General features: G+C 70.2%; 13 protein-coding genes. All 13 read right to left on the bottom strand.

Annotated elements, in window-relative coordinates; all coding sequences use genetic code 11:
- Positions 1-8 precede the first annotated feature (8 nt).
- On the bottom strand, positions 9-1,187 hold the full coding sequence (aroC, locus tag VOI19_RS03315; protein WP_323791537.1) for a chorismate synthase: 1,179 nt from the start codon (positions 1,185-1,187) through the stop codon (positions 9-11).
- Positions 1,188-1,226: 39 nt separating this feature from the next.
- Positions 1,227-1,985: an A24 family peptidase gene (locus VOI19_RS03310; protein ID WP_323791536.1), complete on the bottom strand. Its 759-nt coding sequence runs from the start codon at positions 1,983-1,985 to the stop codon at positions 1,227-1,229.
- A gap of 7 nt (positions 1,986-1,992) precedes the next feature.
- Positions 1,993-2,850: a shikimate dehydrogenase gene (locus VOI19_RS03305; protein WP_323791535.1), complete on the bottom strand. Its 858-nt coding sequence runs from the start codon at positions 2,848-2,850 to the stop codon at positions 1,993-1,995.
- Positions 2,844-4,070 carry an endolytic transglycosylase MltG gene (mltG, locus tag VOI19_RS03300; protein WP_323791534.1) on the bottom strand — a complete coding sequence of 409 codons (1,227 nt, stop codon included), beginning with the start codon at positions 4,068-4,070 and terminating at the stop codon, positions 2,844-2,846. The genes VOI19_RS03305 and mltG overlap by 7 nt, the downstream gene beginning before the upstream one ends.
- Entirely contained in the window at positions 4,063-4,551 is a 489-nt protein-coding gene (gene ruvX / locus VOI19_RS03295; protein ID WP_323791533.1) for a Holliday junction resolvase RuvX, read from the bottom strand. The genes mltG and ruvX overlap by 8 nt, the downstream gene beginning before the upstream one ends.
- Positions 4,552-4,567: 16 nt before the next feature.
- Complete coding sequence (alaS, locus tag VOI19_RS03290; RefSeq protein WP_323791532.1) at positions 4,568-7,249, bottom strand: alanine--tRNA ligase; 2,682 nt, start codon at positions 7,247-7,249, stop codon at positions 4,568-4,570.
- On the bottom strand, positions 7,249-7,545 hold the full coding sequence (locus tag VOI19_RS03285) for a DUF6167 family protein (RefSeq protein WP_323791531.1): 297 nt from the start codon (positions 7,543-7,545) through the stop codon (positions 7,249-7,251). Before VOI19_RS03285 ends, alaS begins: the two co-directional genes overlap by 1 nt.
- Positions 7,546-7,615: 70 nt before the next feature.
- Entirely contained in the window at positions 7,616-8,152 is a 537-nt protein-coding gene (locus VOI19_RS03280) for a hypothetical protein (RefSeq protein ID WP_323791530.1), read from the bottom strand.
- 11 nt (positions 8,153-8,163) lie between these two features.
- Positions 8,164-9,546, bottom strand: coding sequence for a replication-associated recombination protein A (locus VOI19_RS03275; RefSeq protein WP_323791529.1), 1,383 nt, complete (start codon positions 9,544-9,546; stop codon positions 8,164-8,166).
- Positions 9,533-10,645, bottom strand: a complete 1,113-nt coding sequence (locus VOI19_RS03270; RefSeq protein ID WP_416366313.1) for an ABC transporter ATP-binding protein — start codon at positions 10,643-10,645, stop codon at positions 9,533-9,535. Before VOI19_RS03270 ends, VOI19_RS03275 begins: the two co-directional genes overlap by 14 nt.
- A 101-nt stretch (positions 10,646-10,746) precedes the next feature.
- Positions 10,747-11,892 (bottom strand): ABC transporter ATP-binding protein, encoded by a 1,146-nt coding sequence (locus VOI19_RS03265; RefSeq protein ID WP_323791527.1) that lies wholly within the window; start codon positions 11,890-11,892, stop codon positions 10,747-10,749.
- Positions 11,889-12,896 (bottom strand): ABC transporter permease, encoded by a 1,008-nt coding sequence (locus VOI19_RS03260; protein ID WP_323791526.1) that lies wholly within the window; start codon positions 12,894-12,896, stop codon positions 11,889-11,891. Before VOI19_RS03260 ends, VOI19_RS03265 begins: the two co-directional genes overlap by 4 nt.
- A 197-nt stretch (positions 12,897-13,093) precedes the next feature.
- A partial coding sequence (locus VOI19_RS03255) for an ABC transporter substrate-binding protein (protein ID WP_323791525.1) occupies positions 13,094-13,845 on the bottom strand: 752 nt, incomplete at its 5' end.

The following is a 13,845-nucleotide window of genomic DNA, read 5'->3' as shown; positions in this document are numbered from 1 at the left end:
GCCGGAGGTCACGAGTACCTCAGGTTGGCCAGGTAGGTCTCGTAGTTGCGCCGGGTCTCGCCGACCGAGTCGCCACCGAACTTCTCGACGACGGCGTCCGCGAGCACCAGCGCCACCATGGCCTCGGCCACGATGCCGGCGGCCGGCACCGCACACACGTCGGAGCGCTGGTGGTGGGCCACCGCAGCCTCGCCGGTGGTGACGTCGATCGTGCGCAGCGCTCGCGGCACGGTCGCGATCGGCTTCATGGCGGCGCGCACCCGCAGCACCTCGCCGGTGGTCATGCCGCCCTCGGTGCCGCCGGAGCGGTCGGAGACGCGACGGATGCCGTCGTCGGTGGGCACGATCTCGTCGTGGGCGAGCGAGCCAGGCGTGGCCGCGAGCTCGAAGCCGTCGCCGACCTCGACGCCCTTGATCGCCTGGATGCCCATCAGGGCCCCGGCGAGACGCGAGTCGAGGCGACGGTCCCAGTGCACGTGCGAGCCGAGGCCCGGCGGGAGTCCGTGGACGACGACCTCGACGACGCCGCCGAGCGTGTCGCCGTCCTTGTGGGCCTGGTCGATGCGCGCGGTCATCGCGGCTGCCGCCTCGGGGTCGAGGCACCGCACGGGGTCCTCGTCGAGGCGGGCGACGTCGTCGGCCTGCGGCCACAGACCGGCCGGGGCACGCACGCCGCCGAGCTCGATGACGTGGGAGACGATCCGGGCGCCGACGGCCTGCTCGAGGAAGTTGGAGGCGACGCGGCCGAGCGCCACGCGGGCGGCGGTCTCGCGGGCCGAGGCACGCTCGAGGATCGGGCGCGCCTCGTCGAAGTCGTACTTCTGCATGCCCGCCAGGTCGGCGTGACCCGGACGGGGCCGCGTGAGCGGAGCGTTGCGCGCCTGGGCGTCGAGGATCTCGGCGTCGACCGGGTCGGCCGACATGACCGTCTCCCACTTGGGCCACTCGGTGTTGCCCACGATGAGCGCCACCGGACCGCCCTGCGTGCGACCATGACGCACGCCGCCGCTGATGGTGACCTGGTCCTGCTCGAACTTCATCCGGGCGCCGCGGCCGTAACCGAGACGACGCCGGGCAAGGGAGTCGGAGATGTCGTCGGACGTGACCTCGACGTGGGCCGGCAGGCCCTCGAGGATCGCGACCAGGGATGGGCCATGGGATTCACCCGCAGTGAGCCAACGCAACATGGGGCCAGTCTTCCATCGACCACCTACGGCTCTGCCCCCTCACCCCGCGATGAGACTCCTCAGGAGGGGTTCGCCGAGCAGGATCCCCAGCAGGGCGCCGGCCAGCAGGAAGGGACCGAACGGGTAGGCCTGCTTGAGCAGCGACCGGTCGCGTCGCACGATCGCGAGCAGCAGCCCGGGCAGGGCGAAGATCAGGAACGGCGCGTAGAGGCCCACGGCGTACTCCGCCCAGCCCAGGTAGGCGAGCACGAAACCGAGCAGCGCCGAGAGGCGTACGTCGCCGAAACCCATTCCTGCCGAGCGCACGAACCACAGCACCCAGAAGACCGAGCGGGCCGCCGCCAGACCGATGAGGCCCCGCACGAGGTCGTCGGCCGACCCGTCCAGCAGCCAGGCTGCGACGCCGTAGCCGATCGCCAGCCCGGTCGCGGGAAGGACCAGGCGCGAGGGCAGCAGTCGGCAGCGCAGGTCGATCAGCGCCAGGGCCGCACCGAGCGGCGCGAGCGGCAGCACGAGCAGCAGCACCCACGTGGCACCCAGTGACCAGCCCAGGAGCGCGCCGCTGAGACCGGCCACGACCACGAGCGTCGACCGGGTGCCCGGGCGCGCGGCCAGCTCGACGTACGTCGGCACCGGACCCTCGTCGAGCAGCGTCTGCTGCGCTGCGGTGAGCGCGACGCCCTCCACGGGCTCAGCGACGGGTGCGGGCTGCGGGAGCCTGGCGATCACCCACGGCACGAGCGCGCCGAGGAGCGCGCAGACGAGCCCGGCGAGCGGTCCGACCAGCACGTCGCTCATCGACTGGTCACGCCTGCGCGCGAGCGGCGAGAGCGGTCTCGCCGGCGGAGCGCATCACGGCCACGGGGGCGACCTGACCGGTGAAGAGCTCGAACTGGAGCGCCGCCTGGTGCACCAGGAGGTCGAGCCCGCTGACGAGTGCCTGCCCGCGGGCGAGAGCCGCTGCGGCGAGCGGGGTGGGCCAGGGGTCGTAGAGCGCCTCGAAGACCAGGCTCGTCGAGCGGCACGCCTCGACCAGCGCCACGCCCTGGGCCTCTGCGGGGATGGTCGAGACGACGGCGTCGCCGGGCAGCACCACCTCGGAGGTCACCGCGGAGAGATCACGCCACGTCACCGCGGGGGCGGAGGCGTGCGAGGCGATGACCTCGATCGTGGCCGCCGCCCGGCCCTCGTCGCGCGAGAGGACCCGCACGGTCCGAGCGCCGAGCTCGCACAGCGCGAGACCGATGGAGGCAGCGGTGGCACCGGAACCGATCACCGACACCTCGTCGACCGGTCCGCTGAAGCGCTCGCGCACGGCAGCCACCGCCCCCGGCAGGTCGGTGTTGTCGAGCAGCAGCCGTCCGCCGTCGAGGACGACGGTGTTGGCCGCGCCGGCTGCTCGTGCCCGGTCGGTGAGCTCGTCACCGAGCTCGAGCACCTCGCGCTTGAGCGGCATCGTGAGCGAGAGCCCGCGCCAGCCCGAGTCGTGCTCCAGGAAGGCCGAGAGTCCTCCGGAGGGCACCTGCACCGCCTCGTAGGTCCAGTCGAGACCGAGCTCGGCATAGCCCGCGCGGTGGAGCACCGGCGAGAGCGAGTGCGCGATCGGATCACCGAGCACGGCGCACCGCTGGGGTGCGCCGTGCGAAGGAGAATCGATCAGCACCGGTCCGACTGCGTGGCGCAGTACTGGTCGAACTCGCCCTTGAACTGGAGGAACTCCTCGTTGGTCTCGGCGAACTTCGTCTCACCGGTCTCGAGGTTGACGGTGACGTAGAAGAGCCAGTCGCCATCGTCGGGGCTGGAGGCCGCCGCGATCGCGTCGTCGCCGGGCGCCTCGATCGGGCCCGGGGGCAGTCCCTGCTGACGGTAGGTGTTGTACGGCGAGTCGGCGACCGAGTCGATCTGGTCGATCGTCAGCCGCGCGATCGGGCTCTGCCCCAGCGCGTAGTTGACGGTGGCGTCGATCTGCAGGAAGCCCTGGGTGATCCCGTTGTCGGGGTTCTCGAGCCGGTTGTAGATGACCCGCGAGACCTTCGGCATGTCATCCCCGCGGCCCTCGGCCTGCACCATCGAGGCGATGGTCATCAGCTCGTGCGGGGTGTAGCCCAGATCGGCAGCGGCCTGCTCGAGACCTGCCGAGTCGGCGGCCTGCCGCCACCGGTCGACCATCGCGGTCAACATCGTGAGCGGCTTGGCGTCGGGCCCGAAGGAGTACGTCGCCGGGAAGAGGTAGCCCTCAGGGTTACCGTCGGCGTAGTCGGGCAGGCCGAGCTTGTCGGACTTCTTCAGTGCCTTGGTGAACTGCTTGGCCTTGAAGTCGGTGCTCTTGGCCAGGATGTCGACGATCTGGTTGACGGTGAGCCCCTCGGGCACGGCCACCACGTCGGAGACGATGTTGGAGGGGTCGACGAGGATCTGCACGACGTCGGAGGCCCGCATCTGCTTCTGCAGCTCGTAGAAGCCGACCTGGATGCCGCGTGAGCCCTCGGGGTCGAGAGCGGCGGCCTCGGTGAAGGCCTCCCGCGAGGCGACGACGTCGGCCTCGACGAGACCCGTGGCCATGTCGGAGATGGTGTCGCCGTCGTTGACCTGGAAGGCGACCTTGCCCTGGCCGGGGCCGGTGTAGTCGGCCGTCTCCTGGAACTGGTCGCGCAGGGCCTCGGCGCCGCGCGTGATGCCGAAGTAGGCGCCGCCGCCCAGCAGCGCCAGCACCAGGAGCACGGGGATGCAGCCGGACAGGCGTCCGCGTGGCTTGCGCCGGCTCCCGACCGGGAGCGGCAGCGGCTGCTCCTCGGGGTGCTCCTCGGGGTGCTCTGCAGCAAGCTCGTCCGGGAGCGACTCGTCCGCCGGTACGGAATCCGGTGCGGGATCGTGCTCAGTCATCGTGCTCCTGGGTTCGGGCGACGAGCTCGCCGGGAGGGACTCCGGTCGATCGCTCACTGTCGAGGGCGTGCTGGAGGATGAACACCGCTGCGGCCTGGTCGACCACCGCTCGGCGCTTGGCCCCCTTGGTGCCACGATCGCGCAGCATAGCCTCAGCCGACACGGTGGTGAGACGCTCGTCGCACAGCCGTACGGGCAACGGTGCCAGGGACGTGGTGAGCCGGTCGGCGAACGCCCGCACCTTCACTGCCGCCGGACCCTCCGCGCCGGAGAGCGAGCGAGGCAGCCCGACGACGATCTCGATCACTCCGTCGGCGGTCTCCTCGGCGATCTCGGCGACGATCTGCTTGAGACGCTTGAGGTCACCCTTGCCGGTGCGCACGGTCTCGACCGGCGTGGCCAGGAAGCCCGACGGGTCGCTGCGCGCGACACCGATCCGGGCATCCCCCGGGTCCAGGCCGAGCCGTACGCCGTGCCTCACGCCGTCCCCTGTCCGCTCAGACCGCAGCGGCGACGGTGGCGCCGACCGCGGCGAGGGCCTCGTCGAGGCGGCTCGTGTCGGTGCCGCCACCCTGGGCGACGTCAGCCTTGCCGCCGCCCTTGCCGTCGATGAACGGACCGACCGCGCGCACCAGGTCGTTGGCGCTGAGACCACGTGCCTGGGCGGCCTCGTTGAGGGCGGCCACGACCGAGACCTTGCCGTCGGCGGCACCGATGACGACGACGAGGCCGGGGGCGTCGTGCGGCAGGCGGCCGCGCACGTCCATGGCCAGCGTGCGCACGTCTCCGCCGCCCGCGCCGTCGACCCGGTGGGCCACCACCTGCACGCCACCGATGTCCTGCGCACCGGCAGCGAGCTCGGCACCGCCCGACAACAGCTGGGCGAGGCGGACCTTCTCGATCTCCTTCTCGGCGGCGCGCAGCCGCTCGACGAGGTCGCCGACGCGGCCGACGAGGTCGTCGGGCTGGGTCTTGAGCAGCCCGGTCAGCTGCCCCACGACGTCGCGCTCCTTGGCCAGGTAGGCGAATCCCTCGACGCCGGTGAAGGCCTCGATGCGGCGGTTGCCCGAGCCGACGGAGGCCTCTCCGGTGACGACGATCGTGCCGATCTGCGAGGAGTGGTCGACGTGCGTGCCACCGCACAGCTCGCGCGACCAGGGTCCGCCGATCTCGACGACGCGCACCTTGCCGGCGTCGTAGGTCTCGCCGAAGAGCGCGACCGCGCCCCACTCCTTCGCGTCGGGCAGGGTCATGTACTGCGCGCCGACGGCCAGGTCGGCCCGCAGGGCGTGGTTGGAGACGTCCTCGATCTCGCGCACCTGCGCGGGGCTGAGGCCGGTGGTCCAGCCGAAGTCGAGGCGCAGGTAGCCGGGGCGGTTGTAGGAGCCCGACTGCAGGGCGCTGGGCCCGAGCACCTGGCGCAGCGCGGCGTGCACGACGTGGGTGCCGGAGTGGGCCTGGCGAGCGCCGGTGCGCCAGTCGGGGTCGACCTGGGCGTGCAGCTGTCCGGAGCCGGCCACGGCGTCCGCTGAGAGCTCGCCGTCGACGACCCGCACCTGGTGCACCACGAGCCCGCGCACGGGACGCTGGACGTCGAGCACCTCGAGGCGCCCGCCGTCGAACTCGATGATGCCGGCGTCGGCGACCTGTCCACCGGACTCAGCGTAGAACGGGGTGCGGTCGAGGACGATCTCGCCGACCTCACCGTTGCCGAGCACCGTGGCGGGCGCTCCGCCGCTCAGGAGGGCCAGGGCGCGTGACTCGGTCGCGAGCGTCTCGTAGGCCAGCCACTCGGTGGGGCCGTGCTCGTCGAGGATGCCGCGGTAGACGCCGGTGTCGGCGTGCTGGCCCTTCTTCGACTTCGCGTCGGCCTTCGCGCGATCGCGCTGCTCGGCCATCAGGGAGCGGAAGCCGGGCTCGTCGACCGACAGCCCTGCCTCGGACGCCATCTCCAGGGTCAGGTCGATCGGGAAGCCGTAGGTGTCGTGCAGGGCGAACGCCTGCTCGCCGGCGAGCGAGGTGCCACCGGCTTTCTTGACCTTCGCCGCAGCCGTGTCGAAGATCGTCGTCCCGGAGGCCAACGTCTTGCGGAACGCCTCCTCCTCGGCGAAGGCGACGCGCGAGATGCGCTCCCAGTCGGAGTGGAGGTCGGTGTAGGTCTCCCCCATCTTGTCGCGACTGATCGGCAGCAGCTCGGGCAGCGCGGGGTCCTCGTAGCCGAGGAGTCGCACCGAGCGGACAGCGCGCCGCAGCAGTCGCCGCAGGACGTAGCCCCGCGCCTCGTTGCCCGGCGTCACGCCGTCGCTGATGAGCATCATCGAGGACCGGACGTGGTCGGCGATCACGCGGAAGCGCACGTCGTCGACCGGGTCGGCGCCGTACTTCCGGCCGGTCAGCTCCATCGCCCGCTCGATCACGGGGAACATCACGTCGATCTCGTACATGTTCTCGACGCCCTGCGTCATGAACGCGACCCGCTCGAGGCCCATGCCGGTGTCGATGTTCTTCTTCGGCAGCTGGCCGGCGATGTCGAAGTCCTCCTTCGACCGCACCGCACTGAGCTCGTCCTGCATGAAGACGAGGTTCCAGAACTCCAGGTAGCGGTCCTCGGCAGAGAAGTCGCCGTCGGCGCCGTAGGCCGGTCCGCGGTCGATGAGGATCTCCGAGCAGGGGCCACCCGGTCCGGGCACGCCCATGGACCAGTAGTTCTCCGACTTGCCGAGCCGCGCGATGCGGTCGTCGGGCAGGCCGGTGATCTTCTTCCACAGCGCGACGGCCTCGTGGTCGTCGACGTAGACGCTGGGGTAGAGCTTGGCCTCGTCGAAGCCCCAGCCCCCGTCGGACTGCGGCTTGGTGACGAGGTCCCAGGCGAGCTCGATGGCCCGCTCCTTGAAGTAGTCACCGAAGGAGAAGTTGCCGCACATCTCGAAGAACGTGCCGTGCCGGGTGGTCTTGCCGACATCCTCGATGTCAGGGGTGCGCACGCACTTCTGGATGCTCGTCGCACGGTCGTACGGCGGCGTCTCCTGGCCCAGGAAGTAGGGCTTGAACGGCACCATGCCGGCGTTGACGAACAGCAGGTTCGGGTCGTCCAGCAGCAGCGAGGCCGAGGGGACAGCGGTGTGGCCGGCATTCTCGAAGTGGGCCAGGAACCTCCGTCGGATCTCCGCGGTGTCCATCAGCTGGTGCCTTCTTCCTGGTGTGGTGTCGTCGTGGGGGTCTGGAGGCTTGGCGATGTGCCGGCCATCAGCTCTCGGCGCTGATCCAGTCCTAGGGTGATGCGTTCGCGCAAATCTGTTTCGGCCTCGGCCTTGCCCTGGGCCACCTCGTCGCGGAAGAGCCGGGCGCCCACGATCACGGCGCCCACGCGATCGCGCAGACCGTCGACCGTGAGGATCTCGGCGGCCCGACGAGCGCGCGCGGCGGCATAGACCCCCGCGCTCGCCCCGGCCATGAACCAGAGGGAACGCTTCATACGGGGTCCCTGCGGCGTTGTTCGGTGGAGGAGCGAAGCGGAGGAAGCGGAGAACGTCGTGGGGTGTGGTTCATGCGGCAGCTTCCCCGGCTTCTCCGGAACGGTGCCGAGCTTCGTACTCGCGGCGGGCCTGGCGCGCGTCGGCGCGACGCTGCTTGCGGGCGCGCTTGAGCTCGCGGCGCATCTCGAAGCGGATCCGGTTGAGGTGCTCCGGGGCGAGCGCACGACGCAGCCCGGCGGCGAGGGACGCCGCCTGCACGACGCTCTCGCGCAGCACGAGGTCGGCGAAGAGCGGGCCGTCCACAGCAGGGGCCGGCTCACCGTCGTCCTCGGAGCGCTTGTCGCCGAGGTTGGTGATGACGTACTCGTGCTGCTCCACATCGAGGTCCGTCCGGGCTGCGGCGGTCGCGCTCAGCCGCTGCTCGATCGCCTGCACCTGGGTGCGCAGCAGCTCCGACTCGGCCCGCGCAGCCGCAACCTCTCCGTCGGTGCGCACGGCAGCACGTCGTAGCCGGGCCACTACGAGCAGCCCCCCGAGCACCAGCAGCAGGACCGCGCCGAGGGTCGCGAGCACCACCCAGGCGGGCACGCTCCAATCGGCAGTCATGTGGCCAGACCCTACCGTCCCCGGATCAGCCGCCGAACCCGCTCCCAGCGCTCCTTGATCGCGGCCTCGGCGCCGATCTCGGTGGGCCGGTAGTACTGCGCGTCGGCGACGACGTCGGGGGCGTACTGCTGCTCGGCGATGCCGAAGGGCGCGTCGTGGCTGTAGGTGTAGGACGTGCCGTGGCCCAGCTTCTGCGACCCGGCGTAGTGGGCGTCGCGCAGGTGAGGAGGCACCGGTCCGACCTTGCCGGCGCGGACGTCGGCCGTCGACGCGGCGAGGGCCGTCGTGACGGCGTTCGACTTGGGGGCGACGGCCAGCGCGATGACCGCGTGGGCGAGGTTGAAGCTCGCCTCGGGCATCCCGATGAGCTGCACGGCCTGCGCGGTCGCGACCGCCGTCGTCAGCGCGGTGGGGTCGGCGAGGCCGATGTCCTCGCTCGCCAGGATCACCAGGCGGCGGGCGATGAAGCGCGGGTCCTCGCCGGCTTCCATCATCCGGGCGAGATAGTGCAGCGCCGCGTCGGCATCGGAGCCGCGGATCGACTTGATGAAGGCGCTCGTGACGTCGTAGTGCTGGTCGCCCTGACGGTCGTAGCGCACCGCCGCACGGTCGACGGCGGCCTCGGCGGCCTCGACGTCGATCCGGTCGAGCCCGCGCGACGTCGCCGCCCCCGCGGCGGCCTCGAGGTAGGTCAGCGAACGACGGGCGTCTCCCCCGGCCAGTCGCACCAGGTGGTCGAGTGCCTCGTCGTCGATCTCCAGCGTGCCCGCGAGGCCGCGCTCGTCGGTGAGCGCCGAGCGCATCACGCCCCGCACGTCGTCGTCGGTCAGCGACTCCAGGCGCAGCAGCAGGCTGCGCGAGAGCAGCGGGGAGATCACGGAGAAGAACGGGTTCTCGGTCGTCGCGGCGACCAGGGTGACCCAGCGGTTCTCGACGCCGGGCAGCAGTGCGTCCTGCTGGGCCTTGCTGAAGCGGTGCACCTCGTCGACGAAGAGCACCGACTCGGCGCCCGTGCGCACCAGACGGTTGCGCGCAGTGTCGATCGCCGCACGCACCTCCTTCACGCCGGCCGAGACGGCCGAGACCTCGACGAAGTGCCGACCGGTGTGCCGGCTGAGGATCGAGGCGATCGTCGTCTTGCCGGTGCCGGGCGGTCCCCAGAGGAGCAACGAGAGCGACTGGTCGCCCTCGATCACCTGCCGAAGCGGAGAGCCCACCGCCTTCAGCTGGGTCTGGCCGGCGAGCTCGTCGAGGGTGCGCGGGCGCATCCGTACGGCAAGAGGCGCCGACCCACGGACCGCTTCACCGAGGTCGGCAAGCGACCCGCCGCCGCCTCCCGGGGGTCCGGGCGGCAACGACGGGCCGGTGTCGAAGAGAGCCTCAGGCTCGTCCAAACGACTTCGTGTCCAGGTCGAACCAGGTGTCGGCGTAGCCGGGCTGGTTCTTCAGGTCCGTGCTGGGGCTGGCGCCCGCGTCGGGGCTTCCCTGCGCGTCGACCCCGAGCAGGCGCGAGGTGATCGGCTCGGACGGGTGCTGGTTGATCCGACCCGGGAAGTGGCAGGCGACCTTGTGACGCTTGCCGATCTGCAGCAGCGGCGGCTCGTGCTTGGCACAGATCTCCTGGGCGATGGGGCACCGCGTGCGGAAGCGGCAGCCCGAAGGCGGGTTGATCGGGCTGGGCACGTCGCCGGTGAGCTGGATCCGCTCACGTCGCTCGCCGGTCACCGCCTGCTTGATGTCGGGCACAGCCGACAGCAGCGCCTGCGTGTAGGGGTGGTGCGCGCCGCCGTAGATGCTCTCGCGGTCGCCGATCTCGACGATCTTGCCGAGGTACATCACCGCGACCTCGGGGCAGAAGTGACGCACGATCGCGAGGTCGTGGGCGATGAACAGGAAGGCGATGTCGAACTCGCGCTGGAGGTCCTGCATCAGGTTGATGACCTGGGCCTGGATCGAGACGTCGAGCGCCGAGACCGGCTCGTCGGCGACCATCAGCTTGGGCTGGAGCGCCAGAGCTCGTGCGATCCCGATGCGCTGCCGCTGACCACCGGAGAACTCGTTGGGATAGCGGTTGTAGTGCTCGGGGTTCAGCCCGACCACCTCGAGGAGCTCCTGCACGCGCTTGAGCACCTGGTTCTTCGGGACCACCTTGTGCACCCGCAGCGGAGTACCGACGATCGTGCCGACGGTGTGGCGCGGGTTCAGCGAGGAGTACGGGTCCTGGAAGATCATCTGCACCTCACGGCGCAGCGGCTTCATCTCCCTGTCGGAGATCGTGGCGAGGTCCTGGTCGTGCTCGCCGAACTTCATCGACCCGCCGGTGGGCGTGTAGAGCCGCGTGATGAGACGACCGGTGGTGGACTTGCCACAACCCGACTCCCCCACCAGCCCGAGCGAGCCGCCCTTGGGCACCTCGAACGACACTCCGTCGACGGCCTGGACGTCGCCGACCCGGCGACGGATCACGCCGCCGGACTTCACCGGGAAGTACATCCGCAGGTTGTCGACGGTCAGCACCGGCGGTGCGTCGGGGTCGAGGACGTTCGCGGAGTGGGTCGACTCGACCAGCTCTCCGAACGACGTGTGCTCGGCCATCAGTTCTCCTCGGTGCTGTTGGTGCTGTTGGTGCTGTCGCCCTTGTCGGCGAGCTCGGGTGCGATCAGCGGCAGCACCTCGGCCTGGAAGATGGACTCCGGGTCGGCCAGGTGGCAGCGCTTGAGGTGGGACACGCCCCGACCTCCCTGACGCAGGTCCGGGAGCGTCGTCGCGCACAAGTCTCCGCCGACCTTGTCGCTGTGCGTGCACCGGGCCTCGAACGCACACCCGACGGGCGGGTGGAGAAGGCTCGGCGGCGTGCCGGGGATCGGGATCATCCGGGCGTTGGTGTCGGAGCTGACGTCGGGCACGCTCGACAGCAGGCCCCAGGTGTAGGGCATCTCCGGGTGGACCAGGATCTCCTTGGTCGGGCCGTACTCGACCGACCGACCCGAGTACATCACCAGGACGTCGTCAGCCATCTCGGCGATGACGCCTAGGTCGTGGGTGATCATGATGATCGCGGAGTTGAACTCGCGCTGGAGGTCCTGCAACAGGTCCAGGATCTGCGCCTGCACCGTCACGTCGAGGGCCGTCGTCGGCTCGTCGGCGATGAGCAGTGACGGGTCGTTGATCAGCCCCATCGCGATCATCACCCGCTGACGCATGCCGCCGGAGAACTGGTGCGGGAAGTCGTCCACCCGGCTCTGGGGCTCGGGGATCCCGACCCGGTCGAGCATCTCGACGGCCCGCTTGCGGGCCTCCTTCTTCGAGGCCGACGGGTGGTGGATCTTGTAGGCCTCGGCCAGCTGGGCGCCGACCCGGTAGAACGGGTGGAGGGCGGCGAGCGCGTCCTGGAAGATCATCGCGACCGTGTTGCCGCGCATGTCGCGCATCTGGGAGTCGTTGAGCCCGACGATCTCCTTGCCGTCGACCCGGATCGACCCGGTGATCTGGGCGGAGCGCTCGTCGTGCAGCCCGAGCACTGCCATGCTCGAGACGGACTTGCCCGAGCCCGACTCGCCCACGATGCCGAGGGTCTGGCCGAGACTGACGCTGTAGCTCAGGTTGGACACCGCGTGCACGAGGCCGTCAGCGGTGGGGAACTTGACGGTCAGGTCGTCGACGACGAGGTACGGCGTCTCGCCCGTGCCGCTGTCGCGGATCGGCTTCGCGTCCTGGCCGGTCTGGGTGGTCTGGCTCATCCCATCCTCACTCTCGGGTCGAGCACGCCGTACACGAGGTCGACGATCAGGTTGGACACGACGATGAACACCGCTCCGATGAGCACCGTCACGGTCAGGATCGGGAGGTCCTGGGGCGGCCGGATGGCGTCGAGGCCCCACACGCCGATGCCGTCGACGTCGAAGATCTTCTCGGTGAAGATCGTGCCGGCCAGCAGGGTGCCGAAGTCGAGGCCGAAGATCGTCACGATGGGCACGATGGCGGCACGCAGGCCGTGCTTGAGCAGCACCGTGCGGTTGCGCAGGCCCTTGGCCTTGGCCGTGCGGATGAAGTCGTCGCCCAGGGTGTCGACCATCTGTCCGCGGCTGTAGCGCGCGTAGACCGGCGAGCTGGCGATGCCGAGCACCAGGCAGGGCAGGAGCAGTCCGGAGAAGGTCTTGAACGGGTCGCCGTCCGAGAGTGGGAAGTAGCCCGTCGTCGGGAAGATGTTGGTCTTCAAGGTCAGGTAGAGCCACGCCAGCAGGCAGAGCAGGTAGTAGGGCACCGAGGAGACGAGCAGCGAGCCGCTCACCATCACCCGGTCGCCGACCGTGCCGCGACGTGCCGCCGCGGCGATGCCGATGCCGACTCCGACGGTGAGGAACACCAGCGACCCGCCAATGGCGATCAGCAGGGTCGGCACGATGCGTTCCTTGAGCTCATCGGTGACCGGGACGCGGGTGCCGTAGGAGATGCCGAAGCAGGGCGCGTCGCAGTCGTACTCGGCGGCGCCGATCACGACCTCGCGACCGACTGCGATCCCCTTCATGTACTCGCCGTAGGCCTCGAGCACCGGCTTGTCGAGACCCATCGAGCGCTCGATGGCCTCGAGGCGCTCGGGGGTGCAGTTGCCCCGACTGGCAGCCTCGCAGACCGGCTGAGCAGGGCTCGCCGGTCCCAGGAAGAAGATCGTGAACACTGCGAGCGAGGCGAGCAGGATCACCAAGACAGCGGACATCATCCGCCGTACGACATACCCGAACAAGGGTCCTCCTGGGGTTGGGTGTCCGACCGGGAGTCGGGCCCGGGGGCGTGCGTGAGAAGTGTGAGTGACGGACCGCGCGGGCCCGCGTCATGCCTTGCTCACAGCAGGTGGCGAGACCGGGGACCGGTCCCGCCACCGCTGCGATGCTGCCGATGGCCGGCGCCCGGACGAGCCGGGCGCCGATCATCAGCGACGGGTCAGGAGTTGTTGACCCAGATGTTCTTCCACGTCGGCATGCCGATCGTGTTGTCGATGAAGTGACCCTCGATGGCCGACCCGTAGGCCTGCGCGACGCCGCCGTAGCGGGTCACGAAGATCGGGAAGTAGTCGGTCATGATGGTGTCGTCGAGCTCGCCCCAGGCAGCAGCCTGCTCGTCGACCGGGAGGGTCTGGATGCGCTTGATCTCGTCATCGATCGCCGGCTCGTTGAACTTCGAGTAGTTGGCACCCAGGATGCCCTTGTCCACCGCGGTGGACTTGAGCAGCGGCGGGAACCAGGAGCCACCCGACGGCCAGTCAGCGATCCAGCCACCGCTACGGACGTTGATGTCCGTGTCGGGGTCGGCACGCAGCGTCGAGAAGTCGGCGATCGTGGTCGGGACGGGCTTCGGGCTGAAGCCGGCCTTGGTGAGCGAGGCGACGATCGCGTCCTTCACCTTGACGCCGGAGTCGGAGTCCTTGGTGTAGAGGAAGGAGATCTCGTAGCCGACTGCGTCGGCCTCCTCGAGGAGAGCCTTGGCGGCCTCGACGTCGGTCGAGCCCGGCTCGTGGTCGGGCAGCGGGTTGAAGTCCTTGCGACCGGCCGTGCCCGGGGGCAGCAGCTGGGCACCGGGGATCGAGGTGACGCCCTCGATGTAGCCGCCCGCGAGGTCAGCGTCCTCGTAGGGGTAGGCCCAGGCGAGCGCCTGGCGGACCTTGAGGTCGGTGATCTGGGTGTAGTCCGGGGCCC

Source organism: Nocardioides sp. (assembly GCF_034670285.1).
Lineage (GTDB): Bacteria > Actinomycetota > Actinomycetes > Propionibacteriales > Nocardioidaceae > Nocardioides.
This window is presented reverse-complemented; position numbering and strand designations above follow the sequence as displayed.

Bases quoted from the DNA above. Each gene is read 5' to 3' on its own strand.
- aroC (WP_323791537.1), bottom strand. From the start codon at position 1,187: ATGTTGCGTTGGCTCACTGCGGGTGAATCCCATGGCCCATCCCTGGTC.
- VOI19_RS03310 (WP_323791536.1), bottom strand. From the start codon at position 1,985: ATGAGCGACGTGCTGGTCGGACCGCTCGCCGGGCTCGTCTGCGCGCTC.
- mltG (WP_323791534.1), bottom strand. From the start codon at position 4,070: ATGACTGAGCACGATCCCGCACCGGATTCCGTACCGGCGGACGAGTCG.
- alaS (WP_323791532.1), bottom strand. From the start codon at position 7,249: ATGGACACCGCGGAGATCCGACGGAGGTTCCTGGCCCACTTCGAGAAT.
- VOI19_RS03285 (WP_323791531.1), bottom strand. From the start codon at position 7,545: ATGAAGCGTTCCCTCTGGTTCATGGCCGGGGCGAGCGCGGGGGTCTAT.
- VOI19_RS03280 (WP_323791530.1), bottom strand. From the start codon at position 8,152: ATGACTGCCGATTGGAGCGTGCCCGCCTGGGTGGTGCTCGCGACCCTC.
- VOI19_RS03270 (WP_416366313.1), bottom strand. From the start codon at position 10,645: ATGTACTTCCCGGTGAAGTCCGGCGGCGTGATCCGTCGCCGGGTCGGC.
- VOI19_RS03265 (WP_323791527.1), bottom strand. From the start codon at position 11,892: ATGAGCCAGACCACCCAGACCGGCCAGGACGCGAAGCCGATCCGCGAC.